Consider the following 11,506-nt stretch of genomic DNA (forward strand, 5'->3'; position numbering starts at 1 on the left):
GCCGGGGGGTGCCGGCATGCGGGGTCCGCTGTGGCGCGGCTGGCTGTGGACGCCGCGTGTCTGGGTCGCGATGACCTTCCGCCGGGCCGGCACCTGGTACGGGAACCGGTCGCAGCGGCAGCGCCGGAGGGCGGCGACCCGTCCCGCGGCTCCAGCCCGGTGGTGGCACCGGCCATGGTGGTGGCTGGTGCTGGCGGTCGGCGCCGCGGTGGTGGTGGGCGTCTGGGTGCTCACCCAGTTCGTGCTGCCGTTGTGGAACGTGGCCGTCGGGCACTGGCGGGTCGAGCAGCTCCCGCCCCTGGCCTGGGTGCAGGACCGTTTCTGCACCGGGCCCGCGAACCAGGGGCAGTGCAAGAAGATAAGCGGTTTCCTCGGCAAGATCCTCGCGGTGGCGATCGTCTTCGTCGGCTTCTACCTGCTCACCTTCGTCCGGGTGTACCGGCGGTACCAGCGGATCGCCAAGCACCATCCCGAGGACCTGGTGGGCACCTCGAACGACACGCTCGCCGACATCGTCGGACGCGACGAACTGTGCGAGGTGCTCATCGAACGGATCCGTGACCCGGACGTCCGGTGCCCGATGGTCCTCGTCGGCGGCGTCGGCGCGGGCAAGACCGCAGTGATGCTCCGGCTGACCCACGAGCTGGCGCGACGCGGCGTCGTGCCGGTCGCCCTCTCGCTGCGCGACGTGAAGGACGTCGGCTCCCTCGACTTCGAGAAGGCGGCGCGCGAGCAGTTCACGCAGTTCGTCGACCCGTACCTGTGGAACGGCGGACAGGCCGACCGGTTGTGGCGCCAACTGCGGTGGAGCAACAAGATCGCGGTGCTGGCCGACGGGCTGGAGGAGTTGGGCGGGCAGGACCGCGAGGGCCAGGAGGGCCAGCACGACAGCGTGCTCCGCCAGGCGTTCACCCGGGCGGCGCAGAACCGGCTTCCGCTGATCGCCGCCGCCCGCCCGTACGATCCGCTGCGCAGCATGCCGGCGGTCGTGATCGGGCTCGAACCGCTCAGCGAGACCCACGCGCTCACCTTCGGCCTGGACAGCGACGACCCGGCGCCGAGGCCGTCCCGGATGACCGTCGCGCACCTGATCAACGACGCCGACGTGACCGAGTCACCCGTCTACCTGAAGGTCATCCGGGACCTCAACCGGCTCGGGCGGCTACCGGAAGGGCTCGGCAGCCACCGCGAGACCGGCGGATCGGTCCGTCCGGTGGACCGGGCGAAGATCCGCCGCCTCCTGCTCGACGCGTGGCTGCAGGCGCTCGAGGACGGATACATCTGCGAGGACTTCGCGCACGATCCGAAGGAACGCCGGCACGCCCTGGACGTGGTGTCCGCCTTCGCGTGCGTGGGCCTGCTGCGCAAGTCGCTGAACGTGACCTACGACCAGATGACGAACGCCCGCGACGGCGGAACGGAACTCGGGACGGCGCTCGGCATCGTCGTATCCCACCTCGAAAACCAGGTCAGGGACGGGCTCGACGCGCGAAGTCGCGCCGACCTCGTCACCGCCGTCACCACCGCCGGTGAGTTCTCCCTGGTCACGCTGCATCCCGACGGCATGCGCTTCCAGCACGGCGTGATCCAGGCATACCTCGGTGCCCGGTTCCTGTCCGACGCGCAGATGCGCAACGCCCTGCTGCCCCTGCTCGTTCCGGACGAACCGAGCCGGGAAGCGCTCATCGCGCTGGTTCTCCTGTCCCGGGAGCCGGGCCACGACGCGTTCAACTCCGGTCTGGTCGAACGGTTGCTGCGCCGCGCCGACGCCGGGCGCAACCCCTGCTGGCGGCTGGAGATGTACGCGACCGCGTTCGAGGTGGACGCCGCCACCGACCGTCCGCAGCAGGAACGGATCGCCGCGCAGATCGAGGCGGGCTGGTCCGATTTCCAGGAGGGCGACGTCGGTGACCGCCCGCTGGACGAGGCCAAGCTCGCGCTCGTCCGGCGGTGGGGGGATGCCGCCCGGTACCTCGCCGAACGCCGTCGCCGAGACAGGTTGCCGAAGCCACCGTCTTCACTGCCGTCCAGTTACGCCAGCCTCTTCCGTCTCGCTGCCGGGGAAGCCTCGTACCGGGTCCAGCTCGCCGCCGCGCGCGAGATCGGGCTCGGCGGCGTGGACGCCGCGGAGGCACTACGACCCGAAGGCGGGGCGGGCCCGCGCCTGCCCGACCGGTACGCCGTCGCTCCGGCGATCTGGCCGCAGCGGCTGCGGGCGTGGATCGCGCCGTTGCTGCTGCTGTCGGTCGACCGCGACACCGAGACCCCGGCCACCCGGCGACGGGCCGGGCGTCAGCTCGACGCCTGGCTCGACGCGCTCGCGGCGAACCGTGACCTCCGCGACGACCGGCGGCTCGGCCTCAGCCTGGAGATCGCGCTGGCGCAGGGATTCCGCATCGCGGCGAACGTCCGGCACCTGCCGATCGGCCGGCAGGACGCCGACCGCAGCTTCCTGGTCGAGAAGGCCGAGTTCGCGTTGGCCCACTCCCGTTTCTGGTACAGCCACCTGGTGCTGATCCAGGCGCTGACCCTGCTGTCGCTGCCGATGAACCCGAGCGAGCCGCTGCCGAAGCGGGGGGCCGGCGCCGATCCGGTCGGCCTGGTGCAGCACTGGTTGCGCACCGCGGGCAGCGCCGTCGCCGATCGTGAGCCGTGCCCGGCCCATCCGTTCCTGCTGGCCGCGGCGCGGCTCTGCATGTCGGCGCTCGTCACCCGGCAGCCGGAACGGTTCTGCTGGATCGAAGAGGGCGAGACGGCCGGCCGGGTCGGGTCGTGCAGCCCGTCGCCCGAGGTACGGCGCAACCAACGGCTGTGGATTCCCGACTCCACCGGCTGGAGCGTGCTCGAACCTACTGCCGAACGGCTGCTCGCCGACGTCATGCTGCTGCTGAACCTCGCCGACCGGGGCGAATCGGTGAAGCAGCGCGAGGAACGTCTGCACCGGGCGGACCGGTGCGATCTCCCGCCCTGTATCACCGCGGACCGGGAACCGCTCGAGCCCGAACGCAGCACCCGCCGGGCCGATGCCTGCGTACCCGGCGCGACCTGCCTGGACGACTGCGCCTTCCGGCTGTGCCCGCTGCCGGCCAGGGGCGAGCCGCTGCCGCACCGGATGGACCAGAACTTCTGCGGCCGGCAGGCCGACCTGACCTCGTGGTGGTATGCGTTCTCCGCCCGCGCGCCCTGGCAGAACGTACGGCACGCACGGATGCGCCGGTTCTGGAGGCAGATGTCGCGCCGCGACCTGCCGAAGTGGCGCCGCTGGTGACATACCGGCCACGGTGTCGGACGCCGGATCCAGCGAAGATCGGCTATAAGGGACGCATGGAGTTTCCCGCGTACCTCGCCACCATGCCGATGCACGCAATCACCGAGATCCACGGCGAGCCCGGCCTGCTGGCCCGGTTCCGGCTGGAGATCGAGGCGTTCGACGAGGCCGCGCGCGACCGGCTGACCGAGGCGCTCGACCTGGCCGCCGACCTGCACCGCGACGACCGGCGGGTACGCGAGCCGTACCTCAACCACCTGCTGCGGGTGTCGATCCGGCTGATGCACCACTACCAGGTGCGGGACGTGGACGTGATCGTCGCCGGGCTGCTGCACGACGCGGTCGAGGACCACCCCGCCGAGCTGGCCGGGCTCGACCCTTCGGCCACCGGGCCCGACGTGACCTCGGCGGCGCTCGCCGCGCTGTCCGGCCGGTTCGGGTCGCGGGTCGCCCGGCTGGTCGCGGCGGTCACCAACCCGGCGTACGACCCGGGCCGGGACCGCGACGAGCAGTACCGGGAGCACGTGGCGGCCAGCCTGGAACGGGAACCCTGGGCGCGGGTGATCAAGGTGTCCGACTTCACCGACAACGGCGTGGGCGTGATCCACACGGTCGGGCCGAAGGTGGCCCGCGCCGCCGCCAAGTACCGCCCGCTGGTGCCGGTCTTCCGTGACCTGGTCGCCCGCCCGGACACACCACTGTCCCCGCCGGTCAAGCAACACATCCTCGCCCAGCTCGACCTGGCCGAGGAACGCTTCAGCGCCATCCTCGACCACCCCGCCTGACCCCTCCCCCACCCCGCCCCGCCCCTAGGCGTTGATCAAGGAGTTTGTGTCGCCGTAGGGGCCTGATCCGGACGCAAAGTCCTTGATCACCGCCCGGTCCGCGGGTGGCGGGCGTGAGTGGCGGGGTGCGGGGGGTCAGTCGGCGGGGGGTGGGGCGCCTACGTGGCCGCCGAGCACGGCGGCTACCCGGGCGCGCAGGGCGGGCAGGCGGTCCGGGTGGTCGCGCAGCACCACCCGCAACGTCTCGTGCCCACCGGCGGCGGCCGCGCCCAGCACGTCCAGCAGCGTGCCGAGCTGGGCGGGCGGCTCGTCCGCGAGCAGGTCCGCCGCGTCGGTCACGACCACTGTCAGCGGACCGGCGTCGAGGCGGTCGGCGAGCGCGTCGGCGAGGGCGTCCCAGTTGCGGCCGTACCAGCCGGGCAGCTCCAGCGCCCCGGCCAGCGTCTCGTGCAGCGTGGCCCGGGTCCGGGCCTGCGCGCCGGAAATCAGCACGCCGCCCGGGAGCGCCCCGCCACCCGACCAGGGGTCACCGCCCGAGCCTGACACGGTCGCGCCGCCCTCCGGCTCGGGCGGCGTGCCGCCGTACACGAGCCAGGCCGGCGGTTGCGCGGACGCTGCGCCCATGGTCCGTCCTTTCCCGACGGCGCCGACCGGGCACAGCGGGCCCGGCCGGCGTCGAGGCTGCTCAGAGCCGGTAGAAGTTGGCGTAGTGGTCGGGTGAGAACCAGGTCGCCCCGGTGCTCTTGTTGACCACGATCCGGTACGCGTCCCGGGAGGCGTTGCAGGCGCGCGGGTACACGTCGTACTCGTAGTAGGTGGCGCCGGTGGGCAGCTGTCCCTCGTAGTTGTAGAACCGGCCGCCGGCGAAGTTGCACTGGCCGCCGCTCCACGAGTACCAGCCGCGGCTGGTCGGGAAGCTCTTCGCGGACCAGCCGGAACGGGCGGCGCGCGCGTCGGCGCAGCGGGACTGCGTGCAGGAGCCGTAGACGGCTGCCACGGCCGGTTCGGCGAGGCGGGTGGAGACGGTGGACGGTGCGACGAGCGCAGCGGCGGCCACGGCGGTGACCAGGGCGGACGCGGCGAGGGCGCGGCGTACGCGGGTGACGGCGGCGCGGAACGGGGTCAAGGGATCCTCCTTGAACGGGACGACAGCGCATCGATCAGCATTGATGGCCAATCGGTGCTCAGTCTGTCGAGGATCCTGCCCGCCGTACAGTCCCGATCCGGCGACGGCGCCCCGAACCGCGCGTGAACACACGGTGGCGGGTGCGGACGGACGACAGGGGCCGCCCGTCCGCACCCGCCGCGTGTGTCAGTGCGAGAACGCCTGGAACTCGGCGATCCGCACGTTCTGCGCCTGCGGGCTGGCGGTGGCGCAGTCGGTCGCCGCCCGCGGGTCGTCGTCCTGCTCACCGGCGTAGTCCGGCGCGCCCGTGCACTGGTTGGTCAGCACCTCGACGCGCAGGTGCGTGGCCTTGGTACGCGGGATGTCGAACGACCGCATGATCAGCTCCGGCGCCCGGGGACGCGGCGCCACAGCCGGGAACGCGTCCGGCCGGCTCGTGTAGACCGGGCGGAAGTCCGCTGCGTCGGCGCAGGTCACCGGCCCCGTCGCGGTGCACGCCAGGACCCGGAACTGCCGCACCGCGGAGTACCGGCTCTGGGTGCCGGCATCGGCGTCACCGGTGACCGGCGGGCGCAGCATGGCGCTCACCTGCACCCGGCGTACCTGCTGGACGTCACCGGCCAGGTCGACTGTGACCTGCCGGCCGGCGACCGGCGCGCCGAGCGCGGCCCAGTTGGTGGCCTCGTCGTCGTCGGCGATCTGCGACAGGTTGATCCCGTCGCCGGTGACCGCCGCGCCCGCGGTGGCCGAGGCCAGGTTGGGTCGCAACGTCACCGGCAGCGTCCGGTTCTGACCGGCCTTGACCGTCACCGGGCCGATCCGGGTGTGGCCGTAGCCGGGCGCCCGCACCACGAACTCGTACGTGCCGGGCACCAGCTCGACCCGGTCGGTGAGCGGGGTGGCCGCGTCGGTGTCCGCCACCGGCACCGCCCGGGCCTGGTAGCGCCCGACGAACAGCTGCGCGCCGGCCACCGGCCCGCGTTCGCCGACCGGCAGGAACCGCAGCGCGGCCTCCCGCGCGTACGGCGAGGTGAAGCCCGGCGTGGGGTCGGCGTCGGTGTGGCCGACGCTGGCCGCGGTCTCGCCGAGGCCGCGCTTGGCGAACGCGTTCCACAGCAGGTCCTGGTTGGCCCCGCCGAAGCGGATCCGGTCGGCGGCGAGCATCGCGTCCCGGGCGTCGACCATGCTGACCTGGCTGACCGACATGAGCAGGAACGAGTCGAAGACCAGCTGGATCCAGCGTCGGTTACCAGGGCAGGCGGTCACGTCGCGGGCGCCGGTGGCGCACGCCTTCTGCACGGCCGGGGTGCCGCTGCCCCAGCGGCGCATCATGGCCGCCCGGATGTCGGCGTTCGTCGCGCTCCACAACTCGCCGGAGGCGTGCACCTGGAGGCCGACGAAGTCGTAGTCGACCGAGCTGTAGTTGAGCGGGCTGTCGCTCATGTTGTAGTTGCGGATACCCGCGTTCGGGTCCCCGGTGGTGTACTCACCGATGGTGAAGCCGCGCCGGCCGGGCGCGGCGTACCCGTGCTCGAAGAGGTACTCCATGGCGAGCTGGTCGGACCAGCTCTCACTCATGCCCTGCGGCGAGCTGACCCCGGCGCTCGGGCCGGCGATCATGCGGTTGGTGACCGCGTGGCCGTACTCGTGGGCGATCACCGACATGTCGAAGTCGCCGTCGACGCACGGCGCGTAGAACGAGCCCGCCATCGGCTGCCACAGGTACATGTTCGTGGTCGGCGCGACGCCGTCCGGCGGGGTGATCTGGTTGGCGTTGTTACGGGCCGCGAACGCGGGCGGACCGCCGCTGATGCCACCGGCCTGCGCGTTGCCCTGCTCCGGGTCGTTACCGAGCCCGCCGCGGCCGAGGTTGTCCTGCTGCATGTTCCAGGTTTCCTCGGTGAACCCGAGGTGATAGGTCCAGTCGTGCATCCGGTTGTGCATGGCGAACAGGTTCGCCCGCGCCGCGTCGATGTCGTTCGCCTGCGGCGACGTGAACACCTCCGGGTTGCAGCGCTGCTCCTGCCACTGGTTCGTCCACGGGTAGTCGTACCGGCGGTCCGGGCGCGGCGTCGCGGTCTCGGTGCCGACGCTGAACGGGTCGTTGCTGTTCCAGTTCTGCACCGCGATCGCGTTGTTGCCCTTGGTCGTGGTGGTGGACTGGCCGGTGGCCGGGTCCACGTCCCACGCCGGGTGCCCGGGCACGCCCACCACCTCGGCGCAGCCGCGCGCCGGCACGGCGCACCACCGCTTGCGGGTGTCGGCCGAGGACCCGTCGACACGCGGCGAATTGGGGAAGACCTCCCACGAGGGGTGGTCGGCGTCGTGGTCGATCAGGTCCTCGCGGACCAGCACCGTGCCGTCGCGGGCGTCCACGTAGGTGGAGTAGGCGGCCGGGTCCGCGCCGGTGGTGTCCGCGCCGAGGACCACCTCCCACGCCGCGCGCGGCCCACGGTCCGCGGTGGGCACCGCGACCAATGAGGTACGCACGACCTGCGCGTCGGCACGGCCCGCGTCGGCGACGGCGGCCGTACGGGCCTGCTCGGCGCTGATCGTCGCGGGGGCCGGCGTACCGGCGTCACGGGCGAGCGAGGAGCTGACGTGCCACACCGCTCCGTCGCGTACGCCGATCGACAGCATGCCGTCGACGGCGGCCGGCAGGTCACCGAAGCGCTGCCGGAACAGTACGGTGGCGCCCTGCCCCATCGGCGCCACCGTCAGCAGTTCCAGCGCGGCGGCGCCCTCGACGGTCAGGCCCAGCACGTCCCGGTTGGCTGCGACGTACGCGCGCGCGGCGGCGGCCGGGTCGGCGGGCAGCCCGGTGGCCAGGGGCTTGCCGGTCGAGGTGAGCGTCGCGGGCGTACCGAAGTCGGTCCAGCGCACCCGAGCGCCGAGCGCGGCGGCGCGGTCGCGCTGCCGGTCGCTGGCGAGAACGCGGCCCTTGCGGTTGTCAGTGGCCTTGGTGTCGTGCCGGTCGCCCGGCAGGTGGTCGGGTGGCGCCTGGGTACGGGTCTGTTCCCGGGGTGCCGCCTGGCCGCCGCCAGCGGCGGTCAGGACCAGACCGGCTGCCATCAGCAGCGCGGTGGTCCCCGTCAACGCACGGGATGGTGTGCGCACGGTCCCTCCTGTCATCGTCGAACGGCGATGTCCGTTCCGCCATCCGACCAGGACGATCAACGCGCCGACACCAGCCGAACATCCAAAAATGTTGCTGCGTCGATTTCTCGGCGGCCCCCACGGAGCCTCCACCCGAGCACTTCCGAGACTGACGTCTCACCAGACGAGACGCGAATAGATCTTGGTACGAAACGGCCCTCATGGGGGCCCTTTCGTACCAAGATCTCCACGCCGTCAGCAGCTACTGGATCGAGAAGGACGTGGCTCACCCGTGGCCGTCGAGGAAGCCGGCAACGGCCCGGCGGAAGCCGTGCGGGTTCTCGACCCACGGCAGATGACCTGATCCGGGCAGGCTGACCCGCTCGCAGTTCGGCAGCGCCTTCTCCAGCGAGTCGACGCCCCAGCGGGGACGGATGTCCTCGGGTCCGTCGATGATCAGCACGGGCAGGTCGAGTGTCCGGCACCGCGCCGCGATGTCGCAGGTGCGGAGTTCCTGCTTGACCTCGGCGTTGATCGCCCGATTGCAGTCACTGTTGACACCAAGCCACGGCGTGGCCATGTCCTCGGCGTGCCGCACGGCGGCGTCGGGGTCGGCAAAGTCGGCCGACCACTGCAGCACCGCCCGTTCCCGATCCTCGGCCGGGGTGCGGGCGCGAGCGCCCAACTCCTCCCACCGCTTCAGGTGCAGCCCGAGTCGCCGCTTGAGATTGAGTTCGTAGTGCGGATGCCAGCCGCGTTCGGGGTCGATGCCGGTGCCGGAGACGTAGATCAGGTGACTGACCCGCTCCGGGTGCTCGATCGCGTACCGCAGCGCCAGGTGCGCGCCCCACGAGTGGCCCAGCACTGCCGTTCGCGGTCCGGCCAGGTGTTCGCGTACCGCGTCGAGGTCGGCGACGAAGCGGCCGACCGAGTACGGACCACGCCGCTCGGAGCGCCCGCAACCGCGCTGGTCCCACCGGATGACGCGGGCGCGATCGTCGAGCAGCCGGGCGACCGGGTCGAGGTAGTCCCACATGCCCGGGCCGCCGTGACAGAGCACCAGCGGCGACCCGGCGCCGGCCTGGTCGGCCCACAGGCGACAACCGTCTTCGGTACGCACGTCAGCAGTCATCGCCGACAGTATGGCGAGTCGCGCGCCGACCGAGGGGGCATGCTGGGCTGGCGCCGGTTACGGCTCCCTCATCCAGGTCTTCGGGTCGGTCACGAAGATGCCCTTGCCCTGGTGGCGCCGAATAACGCCGAGCGCCTCCAGGCGGACATAGACCATCTGGATGGTCGAGGTACCGACCTTGTAGTCCGCCGCCATCTGGGCGATCGACGGCAGCTTGTCCTCTGGCTTGAGCCGCTTGCTCCGAACAGCAGCGATGATGTCGTCGGAGATGCGGATGTAGTCGGGTGTCGTAGGCATGGCGCTCCTTGCGTGGCACGCCAATTCGATCACGAAACGCCCACGAACGACAACAATCAGTGGTTGACTTAAACGGCTAAGCCGTTAGTGTTGCTATCGGGCCGCTCCTCGCGTGGCAACGAGTTCGGCTCATCCCCGGTCGGGGCGGGTGTGCGTACCCGTCCCGACCCTCCGGACTGCTCCGCCTCCGTACCGCCGATCTGGGCTGCGGGGGCGGAGCGGGCGGGCCGCCCGCGGCCGGCGTGCGGGCGGCCCGCCCTTCCAGACCCACCGCACCGACCCGCCGCGTCTCCGCCTGCCCCGGAAAGGACCGAAGTGACGCAGTATCGATCCGGCCGGATCTACCTGACCGGCCTACCGGCCCGGATGACCCCGCACGAGATACGCACCCACGCCTTCGATCCCCGTCGGCGGGGTGTCGACCCCGATCAGGTACGCGAGTTCCAGGCCCGGGTCGCCGACGAGCTGACCGAGCTGCACCGGCAGGTACGCCTGCTCGCGCAGGAGAACGACAGGCTGAAGCGCGCCCTGCGGGACTGGCAGACCATGCACGCCCGGGAGTGCCGCCCGCCGAACGACGGCCCCTGGTAGCGGTGCGCCCGCAAACCGGTGACCTGCTGCGGGTCGACGGTCGCGCGTCGGTGCAGTTCGGCGGCGACCGGGCGCTCACATTCCGGGTCGTGTCGATCGGCGCCGAGGTGACGCACATGGGCTGGATCTGGCTGACCGGCTACGTGCTCAACCGCCGGGGCACCGCGACCGCGAAGCGGGACATCTTCGTACAGCTCGCGGGGCTGCGCCGAGCCGGCGAGCCGATGCCGCACAGTCAGTCCTGGGTGCCGGCGAACAGCATCCAGGCGTCGATCTCGGTCGGGGCGAGGGGCCGCGCCGGCAGGTAGGACGCCAGATCACGGAAGTCCGCCACGGCGTTGTGCACGCACACCGCGAGCGAGAAGTGCAGCAGTTCCCGCGCCGCCTGCGCGTCGGGCGCCGTGACGTCGTCGAGCAGCGGGCTGCGCACGTCGAGCGCGAACACCACGTGGCAGGCGCTCTGGTCGGCCTTCACGACGCAGTAGTAGCGCCCGGCCTCGGCCAGCCGGTTCCTGATGTTCGCCCAGGCCATCGCCCCGGAGATGTCGGGCACGTCGGCGCCGGCCACGCAGGCCATCCGGAAGACCCAGCGGGCCGAGTCCTCCGGTGACACCGCGCCGTAGACCAGCACCAGGCCGCCACGGTGGAACACGGCGAAGCCCTGCACGTCGGGGGTGAGGTGCAGGAAGTCCGGGGTCCAGACCCGGTCGTACTGCCGCTCGGCCAGGGACCGCAGATATGTCACGGCCTGGCCGGCGGCCTGACGAGCGTCTACGCCCATGCGTTTTGGTCCTCCCCCGAAGGATCGCGGAGCCTCACGCTACGAAGCGCTTCGATCACGGATCAAGGTGCGCCGATCGACTCTGGATGGTTGGTCCCGTGAGCGGGACCGAAACCGCTCCGAGTCCCACGGATAGGACTACGGGACGGCTCGTCCGATCGGTCAGCGCCCGCCTCTCGGGCCGGGCGGAAGCGCCGTGCGCGCGGCTGCGCGCGTACACCGGTCGGGGTTGTTAGCGTGGATCGCGGACCGCCACGGCGGTCCGGCCACCCCTCGCCCGACGGCCCGCGCGTCCCGGTGACGCCGCGGGACGCGGTGCTGCGATCCGGCATGGAGGGGGTGCGATGACCGCGGTGCCGGAGGGGCCCGAGCGGGGCGGCGGCCGGCCGAAGCCCGGCGCGCCGGTGGACAGCCGCCGGCGGCGGTGGGC

The 11,506-nt window shown here is 72.0% G+C and carries 10 protein-coding genes; 4 read left to right on the forward strand and 6 right to left on the reverse strand.

The annotated features are described in order from the left end of the window. The first annotated feature begins 16 nt into the window (after positions 1-16). Both AC2CHG_RS14075 and AC2CHG_RS14080 read left to right on the forward strand, forming a co-directional pair. Positions 17-3,268: an NACHT domain-containing protein gene (locus AC2CHG_RS14075; RefSeq protein WP_484524900.1), complete on the forward strand. Its 3,252-nt coding sequence runs from the start codon at positions 17-19 to the stop codon at positions 3,266-3,268. Between the two features lie 56 nt (positions 3,269-3,324). Then, on the forward strand, positions 3,325-4,053 hold the full coding sequence (locus AC2CHG_RS14080) for an HD domain-containing protein (RefSeq protein ID WP_484524901.1): 729 nt from the start codon (positions 3,325-3,327) through the stop codon (positions 4,051-4,053). Positions 4,054-4,188: 135 nt separating this feature from the next. Here the strand turns inward: AC2CHG_RS14080 and AC2CHG_RS14085 are convergent, their stop codons facing one another. The 5 genes from AC2CHG_RS14085 to AC2CHG_RS14105 form a co-directional block, all read right to left on the reverse strand. Beyond that, positions 4,189-4,677, reverse strand: a complete 489-nt coding sequence (locus AC2CHG_RS14085; RefSeq protein ID WP_262011800.1) for a barstar family protein — start codon at positions 4,675-4,677, stop codon at positions 4,189-4,191. Positions 4,678-4,738: 61 nt separating this feature from the next. Beyond that, positions 4,739-5,179 carry a ribonuclease domain-containing protein gene (locus tag AC2CHG_RS14090; protein WP_262011801.1) on the reverse strand — a complete coding sequence of 147 codons (441 nt, stop codon included), beginning with the start codon at positions 5,177-5,179 and terminating at the stop codon, positions 4,739-4,741. Between the two features lie 186 nt (positions 5,180-5,365). Beyond that, on the reverse strand, positions 5,366-8,275 hold the full coding sequence (locus tag AC2CHG_RS14095; RefSeq protein WP_262011802.1) for a M36 family metallopeptidase: 2,910 nt from the start codon (positions 8,273-8,275) through the stop codon (positions 5,366-5,368). 286 nt (positions 8,276-8,561) lie between these two features. Then, positions 8,562-9,407: an alpha/beta fold hydrolase gene (locus tag AC2CHG_RS14100; RefSeq protein ID WP_262011803.1), complete on the reverse strand. Its 846-nt coding sequence runs from the start codon at positions 9,405-9,407 to the stop codon at positions 8,562-8,564. 57 nt (positions 9,408-9,464) lie between these two features. Continuing rightward, the gene (locus tag AC2CHG_RS14105; RefSeq protein WP_151014346.1) at positions 9,465-9,704 is read right to left on the reverse strand and encodes a winged helix-turn-helix domain-containing protein; all 240 of its coding nucleotides are present in this window, start codon (positions 9,702-9,704) and stop codon (positions 9,465-9,467) included. Between the two features lie 315 nt (positions 9,705-10,019). Here AC2CHG_RS14105 and AC2CHG_RS14110 point away from each other — a divergent pair, with 315 nt between their 5' ends. Together AC2CHG_RS14110 and AC2CHG_RS14115 are read left to right on the forward strand one after the other, a co-directional pair. After that, positions 10,020-10,295, forward strand: coding sequence for a DivIVA domain-containing protein (locus tag AC2CHG_RS14110; RefSeq protein ID WP_262011804.1), 276 nt, complete (start codon positions 10,020-10,022; stop codon positions 10,293-10,295). A gap of 2 nt (positions 10,296-10,297) precedes the next feature. Further along, positions 10,298-10,603 carry a hypothetical protein gene (locus AC2CHG_RS14115; protein ID WP_262011805.1) on the forward strand — a complete coding sequence of 102 codons (306 nt, stop codon included), beginning with the start codon at positions 10,298-10,300 and terminating at the stop codon, positions 10,601-10,603. On the opposite strand, the gene AC2CHG_RS14120 is transcribed toward AC2CHG_RS14115, so the two are convergent. Next, complete coding sequence (locus tag AC2CHG_RS14120) at positions 10,531-11,076, reverse strand: hypothetical protein (RefSeq protein WP_484524902.1); 546 nt, start codon at positions 11,074-11,076, stop codon at positions 10,531-10,533. The genes AC2CHG_RS14115 and AC2CHG_RS14120 overlap by 73 nt on opposite strands. Between the last annotated feature and the right edge of the window lie 430 nt (positions 11,077-11,506).

The sequence above is a fragment of the Micromonospora sp. ATLC20 genome, from assembly GCF_057196585.1.

Excerpts from the sequence above, each read along its gene's own strand:
- AC2CHG_RS14105 (WP_151014346.1), bottom strand. The coding sequence starts at position 9,704 with ATGCCTACGACACCCGACTACATCCGCATCTCCGACGACATCATCGCT.
- AC2CHG_RS14075 (WP_484524900.1), top strand. The coding sequence starts at position 17 with ATGCGGGGTCCGCTGTGGCGCGGCTGGCTGTGGACGCCGCGTGTCTGG.
- AC2CHG_RS14120 (WP_484524902.1), bottom strand. The coding sequence starts at position 11,076 with ATGGGCGTAGACGCTCGTCAGGCCGCCGGCCAGGCCGTGACATATCTG.
- AC2CHG_RS14080 (WP_484524901.1), top strand. The coding sequence starts at position 3,325 with ATGGAGTTTCCCGCGTACCTCGCCACCATGCCGATGCACGCAATCACC.
- AC2CHG_RS14100 (WP_262011803.1), bottom strand. The coding sequence starts at position 9,407 with ATGACTGCTGACGTGCGTACCGAAGACGGTTGTCGCCTGTGGGCCGAC.
- AC2CHG_RS14085 (WP_262011800.1), bottom strand. The coding sequence starts at position 4,677 with ATGGGCGCAGCGTCCGCGCAACCGCCGGCCTGGCTCGTGTACGGCGGC.